17 protein-coding genes are annotated in these 16,556 nt (G+C 73.8%); 10 read left to right on the forward strand and 7 right to left on the reverse strand.

Going from position 1 to position 16,556, the window contains the following annotated elements; all coding sequences use genetic code 11:
• Nucleotides 1–44: 44 nt before the first annotated feature.
• Entirely contained in the window at nucleotides 45–1,031 is a 987-nt protein-coding gene (locus ACZ6S8_RS20145) for a helix-turn-helix transcriptional regulator (RefSeq protein ID WP_469457530.1), read from the reverse strand.
• A gap of 63 nt (nucleotides 1,032–1,094) precedes the next feature.
• On the opposite strand from ACZ6S8_RS20145, the gene ACZ6S8_RS20150 reads away from it, so the two are divergent.
• The 3 genes from ACZ6S8_RS20150 to pfkB all read left to right on the forward strand — a co-directional run bounded on the left by ACZ6S8_RS20150 (nucleotide 1,095) and on the right by pfkB (nucleotide 4,575).
• On the forward strand, nucleotides 1,095–2,714 hold the full coding sequence (locus ACZ6S8_RS20150; protein WP_469457532.1) for an MFS transporter: 1,620 nt from the start codon (nucleotides 1,095–1,097) through the stop codon (nucleotides 2,712–2,714).
• A 134-nt stretch (nucleotides 2,715–2,848) separates the two neighbouring features.
• Nucleotides 2,849–3,616 carry a DeoR/GlpR family DNA-binding transcription regulator gene (locus tag ACZ6S8_RS20155; RefSeq protein WP_469457534.1) on the forward strand — a complete coding sequence of 256 codons (768 nt, stop codon included), beginning with the start codon at nucleotides 2,849–2,851 and terminating at the stop codon, nucleotides 3,614–3,616.
• Entirely contained in the window at nucleotides 3,613–4,575 is a 963-nt protein-coding gene (pfkB, locus tag ACZ6S8_RS20160; protein ID WP_469457536.1) for a 1-phosphofructokinase, read from the forward strand. Before ACZ6S8_RS20155 ends, pfkB begins: the two co-directional genes overlap by 4 nt.
• Nucleotides 4,576–4,617: 42 nt before the next feature.
• Here pfkB and ACZ6S8_RS20165 read toward each other — a convergent pair whose 3' ends face one another.
• Nucleotides 4,618–5,388, reverse strand: a complete 771-nt coding sequence (locus ACZ6S8_RS20165; protein WP_469457538.1) for a DUF6227 family protein — start codon at nucleotides 5,386–5,388, stop codon at nucleotides 4,618–4,620.
• 192 nt (nucleotides 5,389–5,580) lie between these two features.
• Here ACZ6S8_RS20165 and ACZ6S8_RS20170 point away from each other — a divergent pair, with 192 nt between their 5' ends.
• Nucleotides 5,581–6,222, forward strand: a complete 642-nt coding sequence (locus ACZ6S8_RS20170) for a vitamin K epoxide reductase family protein (protein ID WP_469457541.1) — start codon at nucleotides 5,581–5,583, stop codon at nucleotides 6,220–6,222.
• Between the two features lie 78 nt (nucleotides 6,223–6,300).
• Here the strand turns inward: ACZ6S8_RS20170 and ACZ6S8_RS20175 are convergent, their stop codons facing one another.
• Nucleotides 6,301–6,711 (reverse strand): rodlin, encoded by a 411-nt coding sequence (locus tag ACZ6S8_RS20175; RefSeq protein ID WP_469457543.1) that lies wholly within the window; start codon nucleotides 6,709–6,711, stop codon nucleotides 6,301–6,303.
• A gap of 270 nt (nucleotides 6,712–6,981) precedes the next feature.
• On the opposite strand from ACZ6S8_RS20175, the gene ACZ6S8_RS20180 reads away from it, so the two are divergent.
• Together ACZ6S8_RS20180 and ACZ6S8_RS20185 are read left to right on the forward strand one after the other, a co-directional pair.
• Nucleotides 6,982–7,437 carry a hypothetical protein gene (locus tag ACZ6S8_RS20180; protein WP_469457545.1) on the forward strand — a complete coding sequence of 152 codons (456 nt, stop codon included), beginning with the start codon at nucleotides 6,982–6,984 and terminating at the stop codon, nucleotides 7,435–7,437.
• Nucleotides 7,438–7,594: 157 nt separating this feature from the next.
• The gene (locus ACZ6S8_RS20185; RefSeq protein WP_469457548.1) at nucleotides 7,595–7,834 is read left to right on the forward strand and encodes a chaplin; all 240 of its coding nucleotides are present in this window, start codon (nucleotides 7,595–7,597) and stop codon (nucleotides 7,832–7,834) included.
• 84 nt (nucleotides 7,835–7,918) lie between these two features.
• Here the strand turns inward: ACZ6S8_RS20185 and ACZ6S8_RS20190 are convergent, their stop codons facing one another.
• The 4 genes from ACZ6S8_RS20190 to ACZ6S8_RS20205 all read right to left on the reverse strand — a co-directional run bounded on the left by ACZ6S8_RS20190 (nucleotide 7,919) and on the right by ACZ6S8_RS20205 (nucleotide 10,639).
• Nucleotides 7,919–8,266: a hypothetical protein gene (locus ACZ6S8_RS20190; RefSeq protein WP_469457550.1), complete on the reverse strand. Its 348-nt coding sequence runs from the start codon at nucleotides 8,264–8,266 to the stop codon at nucleotides 7,919–7,921.
• A gap of 186 nt (nucleotides 8,267–8,452) precedes the next feature.
• Entirely contained in the window at nucleotides 8,453–9,637 is a 1,185-nt protein-coding gene (locus ACZ6S8_RS20195) for a chaplin (RefSeq protein ID WP_469457552.1), read from the reverse strand.
• A 121-nt stretch (nucleotides 9,638–9,758) separates the two neighbouring features.
• The gene (locus tag ACZ6S8_RS20200) at nucleotides 9,759–9,992 is read right to left on the reverse strand and encodes a chaplin (protein WP_469457555.1); all 234 of its coding nucleotides are present in this window, start codon (nucleotides 9,990–9,992) and stop codon (nucleotides 9,759–9,761) included.
• A gap of 236 nt (nucleotides 9,993–10,228) precedes the next feature.
• Complete coding sequence (locus ACZ6S8_RS20205; protein WP_469457557.1) at nucleotides 10,229–10,639, reverse strand: rodlin; 411 nt, start codon at nucleotides 10,637–10,639, stop codon at nucleotides 10,229–10,231.
• A gap of 554 nt (nucleotides 10,640–11,193) precedes the next feature.
• Here ACZ6S8_RS20205 and ACZ6S8_RS20210 point away from each other — a divergent pair.
• Genes ACZ6S8_RS20210 through ACZ6S8_RS20225 form a run of 4 tightly spaced genes read left to right on the forward strand, consistent with a single transcriptional unit; the run spans nucleotide 11,194 to nucleotide 16,409 of the window.
• A complete protein-coding gene (locus ACZ6S8_RS20210; protein ID WP_469457559.1) occupies nucleotides 11,194–12,297 on the forward strand; it encodes a DUF3344 domain-containing protein in 1,104 nt (367 codons plus the stop codon).
• A 19-nt stretch (nucleotides 12,298–12,316) separates the two neighbouring features.
• The gene (locus ACZ6S8_RS20215) at nucleotides 12,317–13,504 is read left to right on the forward strand and encodes a glycosyltransferase (RefSeq protein ID WP_469457561.1); all 1,188 of its coding nucleotides are present in this window, start codon (nucleotides 12,317–12,319) and stop codon (nucleotides 13,502–13,504) included.
• Between the two features lie 2 nt (nucleotides 13,505–13,506).
• Nucleotides 13,507–15,033 (forward strand): exopolysaccharide biosynthesis polyprenyl glycosylphosphotransferase, encoded by a 1,527-nt coding sequence (locus tag ACZ6S8_RS20220; protein ID WP_469457882.1) that lies wholly within the window; start codon nucleotides 13,507–13,509, stop codon nucleotides 15,031–15,033.
• A complete protein-coding gene (locus tag ACZ6S8_RS20225) occupies nucleotides 15,033–16,409 on the forward strand; it encodes an O-antigen ligase family protein (protein WP_469457563.1) in 1,377 nt (458 codons plus the stop codon). The genes ACZ6S8_RS20220 and ACZ6S8_RS20225 overlap by 1 nt, the downstream gene beginning before the upstream one ends.
• Nucleotides 16,410–16,556 lie beyond the last annotated feature (147 nt).

A 16,556-nucleotide genomic window follows, 5' to 3' on the forward strand; every position in this document is an offset into this window, starting at 1 on the left:
GCCCCGGCACCTAACCCCCCCCAGGTGCCGGGGCTCCCCCCTGTCTACGCCGCCCCCGCCAGCCGCGCGCCCAGGGCCAGCGCGCCCGCCGCCAGCGCCGCCGGGGCGTGCACCGTGAACGGCACCCCCGTCAGGGCCAGCCGGGCCGCCAGCCACTCCGGCGCGTCCCCGCTCTCGAACCGGACCCGCGTACCCGCCCCCGGCGCCCCCGCATCCCCGCTCCCCGCATCCCCGGCCGAGCCCCCCGTGCCGGGGACCGCCGCCTCCCGGAGCCAGTCCGGCAGCGCCTGCGGCCCCGCCGCGAACGTCACCTCCACCGCGTACGTCACCCCGCCCCGCAGCCCCCGCCGTACGAACTCCTGCGCGTCCATCGGCAGCTCCCGCGGTGTGAACCGGGCCCCCGTGGCGAACGGCTCCGCCACCCGGTCCACCCGGAAGGTCCGCCAGTCCTCCCGCTCCAGGTCGTAGGCGATCAGGTACCACCGGCTCTCCGTGCTCACCAGCCGGTACGGCTCCACCACCCGCCGCGTCCGCACCCCGTCGCCCGCCCGGTAGGCGAACCGCAGCCGCTCCGGCCCCGCCACCGCCGACGCCATCGTCGTCAGCGTCCGCGGGTCCACGCTGGCCCCGTCCCCCCGGGTCAGCGCGATCGTCGCCGACTGCAGCGCGCCCACCCGCCGCCGCAGCCGCGAGGGCAGCACCTGCTCCAGCTTCGCCAAGGCCCGTACGGAGGCCTCCTCGACCCCCTCGATCGCGTGGCCGGCCCCCGCCCGCAGCCCCACCGCGATCGCCACCGCCTCCTCGTCGTCCAGCAGCAGCGGCGGCATCGCCGCCCCCGCCACCAGCCGGTAGCCGCCCTCCGACCCGAGCGTGGCCTCCACCGGGTACCCGAGGTCCCGCAGCCGCTCGATGTCGCGGCGGATCGTCCGGGCGCTCACCCCGAGGCGGTCCGCCAGTTCGCTGCCGGGCCATTCGCGCGGAGTCTGGAGCAGGGACAGCAGGGACAGGAGCCGTGCCGGGGTGTCGGTCATGGGACCAAGGCTGCCAGCGAAATAGGACACTGCCTGACCTACATGCCGTCTAGGTTTCTCTCCATGAGCACCGAGACGTCCAAGACATCGCCCGAAAGAAAGAACGGGCCCGTACGAGAAGAGCGGACCACGGCCGCGGTACCAGCACAGGACCCGGGCCCGGACCCGGGCGCCGCCCCCCTCGACGCCCCCGCGCCGGAGGGCGGCTCGTCCGCCGCCGACCGCCGCCGCTGGCTGGCGCTCGCCATCGTGATGACCGCGGCCTTCATGGACCTGGTCGACGTCACGATCGTCAACATCGCCATCCCCAGCATGCGCCAGGACCTCGGCGCCTCCACGAGCGCGATCCAGTGGATCACCGCCGGATACGCGCTCGCCTTCGCCGCGGGCCTGATCACCGGCGGCCGTCTCGGTGACATCTACGGCCGCCGGCGCCTCTTCCTCGTCGGCATCGCCGGCTTCACCGCCGCCTCGCTGCTCTGCGGCATCGCCGCCAACCCCGCCATGCTGGTCTCCTCGCGCCTGCTCCAGGGCGCGATGGCGGCCCTGATGGTCCCGCAGGTCCTGGCGATCATCCACGTCACCTTCCCGCCCCACGAGCGCGGCAAGGTCTTCGGCCTGTTCGGCGCGATCGTGGGCCTCGGAGCCGTCTCGGGCCCGATGCTCGGCGCGCTGCTCACCCAGTGGAACCTCTTCGGCCTCGAATGGCGCCCCATCTTCCTGATCAACCTGCCCGTCGGCATCGCCGGCGTGATCCTCGGCCGCAAGTTCATCACCGAGTCCAAGGCCCCCCAGGCCCTGCGCCTGGACCTCGTCGGCGTCGTCCTCGCCACCCTCGCGCTGGTCATGCTGATCTTCCCGCTCACCCAGGGCCGCGAGAACGACTGGCCGGTCTGGGGCTTCGTCTGCATGGGCCTGGCGCCGTTCGTCTTCGCGGGCTTCATCGCCTACGAGAAGTACAAGATCAAGAAGGACGGCTCGCCGCTGGTCGAGCTCTCCCTCTTCAAGGTCAAGAGCTTCGCGGGCGGCATCGCCGTCCAGCTGACCTTCGGCATCGCGACCGGCATCTTCTTCCTGGTCTGGACGCTGTACATGCAGATGGGCCTCGGCTGGAGCGCCCTGCGCGCCGGCACCACCGGCATCCCCTTCTCCATCGCCGTCTCGGCCGCCGCGGGCATCTCGGTGCAGAAGCTCGTCCCGCGCTTCGGCCGCAAGGTGCTCCAGGCCGGTGCGCTGACCATGGCCGCGGGTCTGCTCCTCTACATCTGGGAGTCGCAGCACTACGGCATGGAGATCGCCTCCTGGCAGATGGCCGCCCCGCTCGTCGTCATGGGCGTCGGCATGGGCCTGATCGTGGCCCCGCTGACCGACACCGTGCTGTCCGAGGTGCCGCGCGAGCACGCCGGCTCGGCCTCCGGGCTGATCAACACCACGGGCCAGATGGGCAACGCACTGGGCCTCGGCCTGACCTCCGTGGTCTTCTTCGGCCTGATCGACGACGACCTGGTCTTCGGCCCGCCCTACGTCGAGGCGTTCCGCGGTGCGCTGTGGTGGGTGGTGGCCGTCCTGGTCGTGATCTTCGCGGTGATGTTCATGCTGCCCCGCAAGGCGGTCCCGGTGGGGGAGCGCGAAGGCGCCGACGGGCAGCGGGCGCCGGAGCCGGACAAGGTGCCGGCCGCCTGAGACCGCTCCGCCCCGCGTACGGACATGCCCGCCTCTGTTGGCGGGCATGTCCGTTTCTTTTTGCCTCCCGCCGCATTCGGTCGTACGGTGGAGAGGAAGCCACAGATTCGGGCATGGAACGGACGTAAAGCCACATGTACGCACCGGAGCGCCACCAGGAGATCCTCCGCCTCGCCCGCGAGGCCGGACGGGTCGACGTGCTCTCCCTCGCGGACCGGTTCCAGGTCACCGCCGAGACCGTGCGCCGCGACCTGAAGGCCCTCGACCGGGCCGGGCTGGTCCGCCGGGTGCACGGGGGCGCCATCCCGGCCGGCCGTCTGGACCTCGACCTGGAGCCCGACCTCACCGAGCGCGAGGCCACCGCCGCCGAGGAGAAGGACCGCATCGCGGCCGCCGCCCTCGCCGAACTCCCCGACGGCGGCAGCGTCGTCCTGGACGCCGGCAGCACCGTCGCCCGCCTCGCCGCCGGTATCCCGGTGGACATCGCCCTCACCGTCGTCACCCATGCCCTGCCCGTCGCGGCCCGGCTCGCCGACCACACCGGCATCGACCTCCACCTCGTCGGCGGCCGGGTCCGCCACCGCACCCGCGCCGCCGTCGACGGGTGGGCGCTGCGCGCGTACGCTGAGATCCGCGCCGACGTCCTGTTCCTCGCGACGAACGGCTTCTCCGCCGACGGCGGCCTGACCACCCCCGACCTCGCCGAAGCGGCCGTCAAGCGCGCCGCGATCGGCGCCGCGCGCCGCGTCGTCCTCCTCGCCGACTCGGCGAAGGCCGGCCAGGAGCACTTCGCCCGCTTCGGCTCCTTCGCGGACGTCGACCTCCTCATCACGGACACGGGGCTCGCCCCCGCCCAGCAGGCGGCGATCGAGGCCGCCGGTACGGAAGTTGTGCTCGTATGATCCTCACCGTCACCCCCAACCCCTCCCTCGACCGGACCTACGAGGTCCCCTCGCTGGGCCGCGGCGAGGTGCTCCGCGCCACCGGTGACCGGGTCGACCCCGGAGGCAAGGGCGTCAACGTCTCCCGCGCGGTGGCCGCCGCGGGCGTCCGTACGACGGCGGTCCTCCCGCTCGGCGGAGCCCCGGGCACCCTGCTGGCCGAACTCCTCGTGGCCCAGGGCGTGGACGTCACGGCCGTCTCGATCGCCGGCGAGACCCGCTCGAACATCGCGGTCGTCGAACCCGACGGCACCCTCACCAAGATCAATACGCCGGGTCCGGAACTCTCCCCTGAGGAGTCCGCGCTCCTCCTGGAGACCGTCCGCACCGGCTCCGGCGGCGCCGCCTGGATCGCCTGCTGCGGCAGCCTCCCGCGCGGCCTGGACACCGGCTGGTACGCCGACCTGGTCACCCGGGCCCACGAGGCCGGCGCCCGGGTCGCCCTCGACACCTCGGGCCCGGCCCTGCGCGCGGCCCTGTCCGCCCGCCCGGACGTCGTCAAGCCGAACGCGCAGGAGCTCGCCGAAGCCGTCGGGCGGCCCCTGTCCACCCTCGGCGACGTCGCCAAGGCGGCCGAGGAGCTCCGCTCGCTGGGCGCGGGCGCGGTCCTCGCCTCCCTCGGCGCGGACGGCCAGCTGCTGGCCTGCGCGGAGGGCACGTACTACGGCACGGCTCCGGCCGCCGCGGTCCGCAGCAACGTCGGGGCCGGCGACGCCTCCCTGGCCGGGTTCCTGATCGCGGGCGGCAGCGGCCCGGCCGCCCTCGCCTCGGCCCTGGCCCACGGGGCTGCCGCGGTGCAGCTCCCGGGCAGCGCCATGCCGACCCCCTCGGACCTCGAGCCCACCGCGCCCCGCGTCACCGACGCGCTCCCGCTGGACCTCGTCCTGTCCGAGCGGTGCGACGGGCGCGCGGCGCGCTGACCGCTCCCCGGCCGCCGCGCCCGGCGGCCGGGCGCCCCGGACTCAGCGGACCCGGGCGCGGAGCTCCATGGCTCCGCGGGCGACCGCCTCGGTCTCGTACACCTCGCACATGTGCCGGCCGTCCGGCGTCGCCGTGTGCTCGACCTCCCACAGGCTGAGCTCGGTCCCGTCGAGCAGCACGAAGGCGTGCTCGTACAGGCTGAAGCCGGCGTCCCGCCCGTCCAGGAGGCAGTGGCGGCCGCCGAATGCCTGGGTGATCTGGTGCGCGAACGCCGAACGCAGCCGGACCGCGACCTCCTCGCCGGGCCGGTCCGCGTTCTCCGCGCGGCGCAGCACCCGCCGGGCGTGGTCGGCGGACTCCTCCGGCGCGTAGTCCCGGGGGCGCCGCGCCGGCGGCGAGGCCGCGAACAGGGCGCTGAACACCGCGATGTCGTCGTCCGGCTCCTCGTCGCCGGGCAGCAGCGCCGGGTCCAGCGCCGCCTCGGCGGGGGACTCCCCGAACAGCCGGGACACGGCCAGGCAGGTCTCCGCCTTGCTCGCGAAAACCTCGTGCCGGACCGTCCGGTCACCCTCCTGCCGGTACACCAGCTCCCACAGTGATGCCGACCCGCCGTCGGCCAGCAGGTAGGTGTGCCGGTGGCTCTCCCGCCAGAGTCCGGTTGCCGGGCTGTGGTGGGTGGTGTAGAGCGAAGAGCTGTGGGCGAGCGCCGTCCCGAGACGCCCGACCAGCCTGTCGGGCAGGTCGAAGGAGTTGAGGGCGCGGCCCAGGAGTCGATCGAGGTGGGCCTCGGTTGTCTCGTACGGATCGCTCAAGGTGGGTCTCCAGGCCGTCGCAGCTTGTGACTTCGCGGAAGCTCAACGTAGCCCCTGGCTCTGACATCACGTCCGGGGTTCGGTAAAACGTCCGGGAAGCATCAGGGGTTCCCGCCACACCTTCAGGTCAACTTCCGTACGAATACGCATGATTAGCACAGCTCTGGTAGAGAGCGCGGGACTATGGACCGCATGGCAACGAATACGGTGGGCGTCCCCCGCCAACAGGGGCAGCCCCGCACGCGATCCGACGGCGGACCGGAAGCGGGGCCGCGGGTGTTGGCCTGGCTGCTGGTCCTCACCGGGGCCGCCGGGGTGCTGGCCTCCTGGGTGATCACCCTCGACAAGTTCCTGCTGCTGGAGGACCCGGACTTCAAGCCCGCCTGCAGCCTCAACCCGGTCGTCTCGTGCGGCAGCGTGATGAAGAGCGACCAGGCGGCCGCCTTCGGCTTCCCCAACCCGATGCTGGGTCTGGTCGCGTACGCCGTCGTGGTGTGCGTCGGCGCCGGCCTGCTGGCGGGCGCCCGCTACCGAGGCTGGTTCTGGCTGGGACTGAACGCAGGCACGCTCTTCGGCGTCGGGTTCTGCACCTGGCTGATGGTGCAGTCGCTCTACGAGATCAACGCGCTCTGCCTGTGGTGCTGCCTGGCCTGGGTGGCGACCCTGCTCATGTTCTGGGCGGTCACCGCGCACACCGTCGCCGCCGGCCTGCTCCCCGCCCCCGCCCCGCTGCGGGAGTTCTTCACCGAGTTCGGCTGGGCCCCGCCCGCACTGCACACCGGCGTGATCGGCATGCTGATCCTCACGCGGTGGTGGGACTTCTGGACCTCCTGACCGGACGGACGCGCACGAGGGCCCCGGCAGCTGGACGCTGCCGGGGCCCTCGTCACCTCACGCGGGGGGCGGCGGAGGTCAGCTGCCGACGGACGCGTTGCCCGAGAGGACCGGGATGTTGTCCAGGATGTGCGAGAGCGGCTCGTCGCCCTTGGCCTGGGTGGAGTTCTCGGTGCACTGCTGGTTCTGCGGGTTGGACAGGACGTTGATGTCCTGGACACCGACGTTGACCAGCGCCACCAGCGACTGGGCGTTGATCTTGGCCGGCAGGCCGATGCAGGGCTTGTTCAGCGTGCCCTGGACCAGGCCGAGCTGCGGGCTCATGTCACCGGCGGTCTTCTGGTTGCCGTAGATCTGCTGGGCACCGTTGCCGTTGACGGTGTTGACGCCGTTGTCGTTGCCGATGGCCATGGCCGGGGCCGCGGCAGCAGCGCCCGCGCCGACCGCAACGGCGGTGACCGCGGCGGCGGTCATGAACTTCTTGAACATCTTGATCCTTCTGTCGCACGAGTGCCCGCTAGTGGAGCGCCCTGGTCAACTGCCCCGCCGGGGGGTTGGTTCCGTTGCTTCACTCAAACGGCCTGTCCGCGCCGGACTTTTCCCCGGCCCGGGTGAGGCACCTCCGGACGCCTGCGCGAAGCCCGTACGCAGCCAGCACCGGCCGACGCTCCTGTTGCGCTCCGTACGAGGTGTTCGCACGGTGGGTGAAGAGGCGGATCGCTCGGGTCCGCTTCTGTGCCACCAGGAGAAGGAACACCCATGCACCGCACGAAGCCGTCCCGCGCCCGCCTCTTCGTCCCGTCGGCCCTCGCCGTCGTCATACTGTCCGGCGCGGCCGCCCCTGCGGTCGCCGCGGACGGCTCCGGCTCCGCCGACCTGACGAAGCGGGTCGCGGCCGTCCAGCAGGAGATCGAGACGATCGAGGGGCGGGCCGCGGCCGGTCCGATCGACGACCTCCTCGCCGGTCTCACGAAGACCATCGCGGACCTCCTCAAGTCCCTGGAGGGCCTGCTGCCCGCCGGGGTGAAGATCCCGCCGATCGAGCTGCCGAAGCTGCCGGCCCTGCCGGCCGTACCGGGCCTGCCGGAACTCCCCGACATCAAGCTGCCGCCGGTGGAGGCGCCGGCGCTCCCGCCGGCCGCCGGGGTGCCCGCGCTGCCGGTGGACCTGGTGCCCGCCCTCCCCGCCCTCCCCGAGATCCCCGACGTCCCGTAGGGCGCGGGAGCACGGCCGGACGTTCGCACGCGGTTGCGACGATTGGGCTGAACAGGTCTGATCGCGTGCGAACCCGTGTCGTCTGGGAAGCTGGAGCGTTTCGCTCGGTGTGAGCCCCGGGATCGGGGCAGAACATCGAACAGAAGGTGCACTTCCCATGAACTCTGCCAAGAAGGCCGCCCTGGTCATGGCCACCGCTGGTCTCGCCGTGGCCGGTGCCGCCGGTGCCGCCTCCGCCGACTCCTCGGCCGAGGGCGCGGCCGTGGGTTCCCCCGGCGTTCTGTCCGGCAACCTGGCCCAGGTTCCGGTCCACGTCCCGGTCAACGTCTGCGGCAACTCCGTGAACGTGATCGGCCTGCTGAACCCGGCGTTCGGCAACGCCTGCGTCAACGACTGACGTCAGTCGCACCAACGCCTGTGGGCGCCCCGGCCTTGCCGGTGGCGCCCACAGTCGTGTCGGCAGGTGTTCAGCCGGGACGCGTCAGCTGTTGCCGCCGTTGAGGGTCACGCCGCCGAGCATCGGGTTCGACTTGGTGGCGCCGTTCGCCAGGCCGAGGACCTCGCCGGGAACGTCGTTGCGGGCCTTGTTGACCTTCTGGACCGTGCCCACGACCTTGTTGACGTGGTCGCCCTGCTCGGCCAGTCCGTTGCCCACGGTCTGCGGGAGGGACTCGGAGACCGGGGCCACGGCGTCCAGGGTCTCCGTCACCCCGCCGGTCAGGCTCATGGGGGGCATCGCGGCGGGGCCCTCGGCAGCGAAGGCCGGAGCGGCGGCGCCGAGGGCGGCGACGGAGCCGACGACGACAGCGGCGATCTTCGTGAGCTTCATTATCGAAATCCTCTTCTTTCATGGACAGAGGTGTCAGCGGCGACCGTCGCGCCGCTTTCGCTCTGGCTAACGATTCCCGGCCGCTGCGGAAACGCGGTCGCGCGGGTACACGACAACGGCCGGAGAATCCGACGAGGGATTCTCCGGCCGATATTTATTCTGATTACCGGTTACCGGTGGTGCCGCTCAGGAGAGCCGGGACCGCCGGTACAGGATGGCGCCGCCCAGGATCAGGGCCGAGGCCAGCGCGGCCGCCGCCGCGGGCTGACCCGCGCCGGTCTCCGCCAGGACGGGAGCGGTCACCCGCGCCGGCGCGGGAGCCGGCTCGGGGGCCGGGAACGGTGCGGGCTCCGGCGCGGGCGCCGGCGCCGGGGTCACGTGGACGGGGGCGTCACCGCCCGGCGCGGCCGGCGGCTGGTCGGCGGGCGGCCGTACGGCCTCGGGGGCCGGAGCGGGCGCGGGCGCCGGAACGGGTGCCGGTGCGGGGTGCTCCACGGGCATGCTCCCGTGCGGCGGCCCCGAGGGGCCCTCCTCCGGTCCGGGCGCCGGGGCGGGCAGCGGCTGGGGGGCCTCCTCCGGGACCGGTGCGGGATGCGGCGCGGGGAGCGTGACCGGCGGCGCCTCCTCGACGGGCTCCGGGAGCGGCGCGGGGAGCGGTACGGGGGTCTGCGCCTCCGGAGCCGGCAGCGGGGCGGGTGCCTCGTGGACCGGCGGCGGCTGCGGGGCCGGGTGCTCGGGCCCCGGCTGCCCGGGGGCCGGCGGGGCGTGGTGCGCGGGCGGCGCGGACCCGGGGTGGTCGTCGCACTCCTCCTCGGCCCGCTCCTCGCCGGGGCCGCCGTAGCCGCCCTGGTGCTCCTGCTCCTCGTGGCGCGGGGCCGCGTGCCGGGGGCCGGGCCGGCTCGCCTCGGCGTGCCGCGGGGCTTCGTGCCGCGGGGCCTCGTACGCCGGCTCCTCGTGGCGCGGGGCCGCGTGGCGGGGGCCGTCGTGCCGCGGCTCCTCGTGGCGCTGCTCCGGCATCGCGTGCCGGGCGTCGCGCTCGTCGAGGTAGCGCTCCAGGGCCGCGGCGTTCTCCGGGCTCAGGTGGCGCGCGTAGTCGTGGTCGGAGTCGGCGCCGGTGGTGGTGACGCACCGGTTCCCCATCGCGGGGTTGAGCGCCGCACCGCCGTCCACGCTGTTGCCGCACACGTTCGGGGCGAAGGTGATCGGTACCGAGACGCTGTTGCCGGACAGCACGCCCGGCGAGTGCGAGGCCTCGGCGGCCGCTCCCTGGTGTGCGTAGGCCGCGCCGGTCGCGATCGACAGCAGGCTCGACGCGGCTGCCGCCGTGAGCATCCCCTTGCCCAGCACCTGTCGGCTCAGTACCTGTCGCATGGGTCCTTCCCTGTCTACCGGCGCTGCTGCCGGTGCTGAATCGAAGGTGGCCTCGGAGTGCACCGCCGTGCACTCCGAGGCCACCCCGAGGAGGTTCGCCCTCGCGGGCGCAGGCGCTTCGTCAGGCGTTGACGCAGGTGTTGCCGAACGCGGGGTTCAGCAGCGCGATCACGTTGACGGTGTTGCCGCAGACGTTGACCGGGACGTGCACCGGGACCTGGAGCAGGTTGCCGGACAGGACACCGGGGGAACCCACGGCCTGGCCCGCGGCACCGGCGTCGGCCATGGCGGGGGAGGCGGCACCGGCGGCCATCAGAACGCCGGCGGTCAGCACGAGGGCCTTCTTGTACGTCATTTGATTTCGATCCTTTCCCGCAGAGGCGTATCCACTGCAGAATTAACAACGAGCGGGTTCGGGAAAAGAAACCGCATGTTTTTGGCGACGGTTCGGCAATTCACCCCGATGCCCGGCCCGAATTTGGGCGGCCGGGGGATATCCGTCGTCATTCGCCGGGGCGTCCGCGCGGGCCCCACATGCGGCGAGGCCGCCGCGACCCGAAGGTGCGGCGGCCTCGCTGGCGCGGACTTCGGTCAGCTGCCGGAGGAGACGTTGCCCGAGAGGACCGGGATGTTGCTGAGGATGTGCGAGAGAGCCTCGTCGCCCTTGGCCTGGGTCGAGTTCTCGGTGCACTGCTGGTTCTGCGGGCTGGACAGGACGGGGATGTCCTGGACGCCGACGTTGACCAGGGCCAGCACGGACTGCACGTTGGCCTTCGCGGGGAGGGCGATGCAGGGCTTGTTGAGCGAGCCCTGGATCAGCGCCATCTGCGGGCTCATGTTGCCGTAGGTGGCCTGGTTGCCGTAGATCTGCGCGGCGTTGTTGCCGTTCGAGGTGTTGACGCCGTTGTCGTTCCCGATGGCCATCGCCTGCGGCGCCATGGCGGCACCCATGCCCACGACCGAGGCCGCAACCGCTGCCGTGGCCATCATCTTCTTGATCATTTTCTTCCCTTTTTTGCAGGATTGCCCGGTACCGGAGCACTCGGATCAACGGGCCGGACCCTGTTTGGGTTGCGTGGCTTCACCCGGATGCCGACGTTTCGGGCGGTGCGGTTGACGTTCCGGGGCCCGGACGTTGACGGTGGCGCCGCCGAACGGGGGATCCGGAGGGGGAAACGGGTGCTCGGATCCGCCACGGGCGTTCGCCCGGGGGCCGGAGGGGCGGCGGGGCGGGCCGCCCGCCGGGGGAGCCGGGGAGTCCGCGGGCGGAGCCGCGCGGTGCCGGGCCGGTGCGCCGGGTGCGGGGGCGGCGTTCGTGCCGCCGACCTGCGGGGCCGCGTCGGGGCCGGCCGCGGCAGGGTCGTGCGCGACGGCTTCTCCCTCTCCGCTTTTCCTTTTCGTTCGAACAATGGTGCATGCGATAACGACCCGCCCGCTTTGAGGGTGCGTGCTATCGCCCAAAAGGCCGTACAGGCGAGTCCGACGTGATTTCCAGCCTGATTTCTGACAAAGTTCACTCCTGTTTTGTCCCCTTGATCGAAAATGGAGACAGGGTCATGGGTTCCTCCCGCAGAATCCTCGGCACGCTCGGTCTGCTGTCCTGCCTCGCACTTTCCGTACACGTTCCCGCGGTGGCCGCGGCCGCCGTTCCGGGTGCTCCGGCCCCGAGGGAGCTGGCCCGGGTTCCGTTCACCGAGCGTTACCAGGCCGTGCAGCACGGCGGGCTGGTGAGGGCCTCCAACTCGGGCATCAGCTGCCGCCGGGAGGAGTCCCCGGACGCGGAGCCGTGCGCCGAGGTCAAGCGGGGCGCGGCCGGGGTCAACGGCGACTTCGAGATGTTCTACAGCGAGGTCGACAAGGATCCCGACACCTACAACTCCACCCGGGCCGAGCTCAAGGTGCCCCAGGGCGCGAAGGTCTCGTACGCCCGCCTCTACTGGGGCGGCAACCTGCGCGTCGGCGAGCAGAAGCCGCCGCAGGACAACGGCCGGGTGCTGGTCGCCGAGCCGGGCGGGGCGTACAAGGAGGTCCTCGCCGACACGGTGATGGGCCACCGCGTGGACGCCGGCAGCGACGCCTACCAGGCCAGCGCGGACGTGACCCCGCTGGTCCGCAAGGGCGGCGCGGGGATGTGGACGGTGGCCCAGCTCAACATCGCCATGGGCCACTCCGAGGTCGGGGCCTGGGGCGGCTGGACGCTGGTCGTGGCCTACGAGCACCCGCAGGAGCCGGTGCGCCGGATCTCGCTGTGGGACGGCTTCGAGGCGCTGGCCGCCCGGGCCGCCGACGGGATCGTCGACGTCGAGGGCCTGGACGCGCCGCCCGGCTCCGCGGGGCGGGTCGGAGTGGTCGGCTACGACGGGGACCGCGGTGTCCTCGGGGACTCGCTCACCGTGACGGCGGACAGTGGCCGGAGGGTCAATCTCAGCGATTCAGAAAATCCTTTTAATGATGTTATGAATTCCACGATCACGGAATTCGGGCATCACTCGTTCGTGCGACAGCCCGAACATGTGAATAACCTCGGATATGACGCGGACGTGTTCGATCTCAGTCCCGCACTGTCCGGTGGCGCCCGCAGCCTGAGCTTCAGGTTTACGGGCGAAAGTCAGGGTCATTTCCTCGGTGTGCTCTTCGTACAGACAGACGCGCGCCGCTGAACCCAGGGGACCACTCCACGTGCCCACACCGCCTTTGGCAGCGCAGCTGCCGACCGTTCTCCACCTCGTCCAGCCCGTCGACGGCGGGGTCGCCCGCGTCGTCGTCGACCTCGTCCGCGCGCAGACCGCCGCCGGCCTGCGCGCCGTCGTCGGCTGCCCGCCGGGCGGCTTCCTCGCCGGCGCGGCCCGGGACGCTGGTGCGCAGGTCCTGTCCTGGCGCGCCGGGCGGGCCCCCGGGCCCGGACTGCCCGCCGAGGTGATCGGCGCCCGGCGGCTGCTGCGCCGCGTCCGCCCCGACGTGCTGCACGCGCACTCCGCCAAGGCCGGACTGGCCGGCCGGCTCGCCGCGCGGGGATCCGTACCCACCGTCTTCCAGCCCCACGCCTGGTCCTTCGACGCCGTCGGCGGGGCCACCGGAGCGCTCGCCCTGCGCTGGGAGCGGTACGGGGCCCGCTGGGCCGACCGGGTGCTCTGCGTCAGCGAGGCCGAACGCCGCGCCGGGGAGTCCGAAGGGATCACCGCCCACTGGTCGGTGGTCCGCAACGGCGTCGACCTCGGCCACTTCGGCCCCGGCGGACCCGACGACGGCCTCGTCCGCACCGGCGCGCGCGCCGAACTGCCCCTGCCCACCGACTTCCAGGGCGACGGGCCGCTCGTCGTGTGCGTCGGCCGGATCTGCCCGCAGAAGGGCCAGGACGTCCTGCTGCGGGCCTGGCCGGAGGTGCTGGGCACGGTCCCCGGCGCCCGGCTCGCCCTCGTCGGGGACGGCCCCGACGGCGAACGGCTGCGCCGCACCGCACCGCCCGGAGTCCTCTTCGCGGGCCCCGCCCCCGACATCCGACCGTGGCTTCGGGCCGCCGATCTCGTTGTACTGCCGTCGCGGTGGGAAGGCATGGCGCTCGCCCCGCTCGAAGCCATGGCCTGCGGCCGCCCGGTCCTGGTCTCGGACGTCAGCGGAGCCCGGGAGAGCCTGCCGTCCGGCCAGGGACGGCTGTGCCTGGTGCCGCCGGAGGACCCGACGGCCCTGGCCAAGGCCCTGGGACGGCTGCTCGCCGCACCGCGGCTGCTCGCCGAACTCGGCGAACAGGCCCGGCAGCACGCCCGGACCGAATTCGACGTGCGGCGGACCACGGACGCGGTCACCGGTCTGTACCACGAACTGCTGGGCAGGCCCCGGCCCTCGAACCAGGAGCGCATCAGCCGATGACGATGGACAGCGCACCCGCCCGGCACACCGGGCAGGGCGGCACGGGGCACGGCGGCGCGGCCGCGGGAACCACCGCCGTCCGCCGTTCCCGGGCCGCCATCCACCCCCCGCGCGGGCCCAAGGCCGGGTTGGCGCGGCCCACCCTGCGGCCGCAGCGGGCCCGCCGCCGTGACGGGGTGCTCCCGCTGCTCACCGCCGACGCGTTCGCCGCCGTCCTCACCGCGGCGGCCCTGCCCGCGGCCGCCCCGCCGGGGACGGCGGCGCTGCCCGTGGCCGCGGCCGTGCCCGCCGCCGTGCTGCTGGCCGCGCTGCACGCCCAGGCCGGGCTGTACCGGCCGCGCCTCGCGCCCTCCGCCCTCCTCGAACTCCCCGTGCTCGCCGGGCGCTCCGCCGTCCTGTGGGCCGGTACCGCCGCGGTCGTCGCCGCCGTGGCCCCGGGCCGGGCCCTGGGCTGGGCCGCGCTGCTGACCGCCGTCTGCCTCCAGGTCGCCCTGGCCTGCGCGGGCCGCGGGCTCGTCAACCAGCTCCGCCGCCGCACCGCCGTCCGCAGGCCCGACTCCGCGCTCGTCGTCGGCCCCGGCGCCGGGGCGGGCGCGGTGGCCGCCGCGCTGCACGGCCGCCCCGAGTACGGGCTGCGCCCCGTCGGCCTCGCCGACACGGCCCCCGGGGACGGAGCGGAGGCCGGCCCCCTGCCCGTCCTCGCCACCCACGAGGACGTGCGCCGCGCCGTCATCCAGAACACGGTGCGGCACGCGGTGTTCACCCGCCCGCCGGAGGCCGACGAGCGCACCGCCTCGCTGGTCCGCCTCTTCCACGACCACGGCTGCCGGCTCTGGCTCGCCGACCCGGCCGGGACCGCCAAGGTCACCGGCATGCGGGTGGCGCACCCCGCCGACCAGCTGTGGGGGTACGCCGTCCAGCCGCTGCTGCCGCGCCCCGCACGGCCCCTGGAGCGCTGGGCCAAGCGCGGCATCGACGCCGCGCTCGCCCTGCTGGCCCTGGTCGCCGCCGCCCCCGTGATGCTGCTGTGCGCGCTGGCCGTACGGACCTGTGACGGCCCCGGCGTCATCTTCCGGCAGGAGCGCGTCGGCCTGTACGGGCGGCCCTTCACCCTGCTGAAGTTCCGCACCCTGCGCGCCGACGCGCACGAGTCCGCCACCCGCTGGACGGTCGCCGGCGACCGCCGGATGAGCCCGGTCGGCTCCTTCCTGCGCAAGTCCTCGCTGGACGAGCTGCCGCAGCTGTGGAACGTCGTGCGCGGGGACATGAGCCTGGTCGGCCCGCGGCCCGAACGGCCCTTCTTCGTCGCCAAGTTCTCCACCGTGCACCCCGGTTACGAGGCCCGTCACCGGATGCCGGTCGGCATCACCGGCCTCGCCCAGATCAACGGCCTGCGCGGGGACACCTCCATCGAGGACCGCGCCCGCTTCGACAACCACTACATCGACACCTGGTCGCTGTGGCAGGACCTGTGGATCCTCGCCCGCACCGCGGCCTCCTTCTTCCGCTTCCGGCTGGGGGGCAGCTGATGAGCCTCGCCGTGTCCCTCGACGGCGTGCGGTCCGAGGTGCCGGGTCTGCTGCGCCGGCACTGGCCGCTGCTGCCGCTCGCCGCGACCGTGCTGTTCCTGCTGGCCCCGCTCCCGGCGGGCGACGCGACCGCCTCCGGCAAGGTGGGGCCGGCCGACGCGGCCTCCCTGCTGCTGGTGTTCGTCTGCGCGGTCCAGGCGCTGCGCGGGCGGGTGCGGGAGCTGAGCCCGCTGGGCGTGCTGGTCCTCGGGATGCCCGCCGTGGGGCTCGCGGTGGCGACGGTGACGGCCGGCGACCCGTACGCCGCCCTGCCGGGCTTCGTGCGCTACCTCCAGGTCTTCGTCCTGGTGCCGGCGGCCGTGGTGCTGCTGGTGCGCGACGCCGGGGAGTTCCGGATCGCCGCCGGGTGCTTCGTGGTGCTGGCGCTGGTCCAGGGCGCGGTGGGGGTCGTGCAGTTCGCGACCCACACCGGGGCCTCGTACCAGGGCGAGGACATCCGGGCCGTGGGCACCTTCGGCCCCGGCGACGTCATGGGCATGGCCACCGTGGTGGCGTACGGGCTGATCGTGGCGACGGCCGCCGCGCTGGCGCCGGGACTGCCGCGCACGGTCCGCCGGGTGGCCGCGGGCGCGGCGCTCGCGCTCGCCCTGCCGCTGGTGCTGTCGTTCAGCCGGGGCGCGTGGATCGCCACCCTGGGCGCGGCGGTGCTGGTGATGGTGCTGGCCGGGATCCGGCGGGCGCTGACGGTGCTCCTCGCCCTGGCCGCGGCCGGCGTGGTGCTGGTGGGCGGGCTCGGGGTCGGCTCCGAGATGGTCGCGGAGCGGCTGACCTCCATCACGCAGGTCTCCAGCGCCCCCGACCAGTCGGTGACCGACCGGTACACGATGTGGGCCGCCGCCGAGTCGATGTGGCGCGAGCGGCCGGCGGCGGGGGTGGGCCTCAAGGGGTTCCCCGCCCACCGGGACGGGCACTCCTCGCTGGGGCTGTCCTCCGGCAGCGACACCGCCGGCGCGGGGCAGGCGTACATCCGCCAGCCGCTGCTCTCCCCGCACAACATGTACCTGCTGATCCTCAGCGAGCAGGGGCTGATCGGACTGACCGCGCTGGTGGGCGGCTGGGCGGCGCTGCTGGTGGCGGGCCTGCGACGGCTCGCCGGCGGCGGGTCGGTGCGGGACTGCGGGCTCATCGCGGTCGGCCTGCTCGTGTGGCAGCTGACCGACTTCCTCTACGCGGACATCGGCGGGCCGTCCACCGTCCTGACCGGGGTGATCATCGGCCTGGCCGCCTGGTGGGCCCTGCCCCCGCGGGACCCCGCGGCCGGGCGCACCGGCCCCGCGGCCGGACCGCGCGCCGTTCCGGGTGCGGCCGGCCGGTGACGGACACCACGCCCTGGCGGCCCGCCTCCGGCCCTCCGGCCGGGGCGGGCCCCGCCCGTGTGCCGGGGATCCCGCACGGCGCCGCCGGGCCGGATCCGGTCCGCCCGCCGGGGGAGCCCGCCGGGGGAGCCGCGGCGGACCGCGGCC

It is taken from the genome of Streptomyces sp. NPDC048461, from assembly GCF_055587105.1.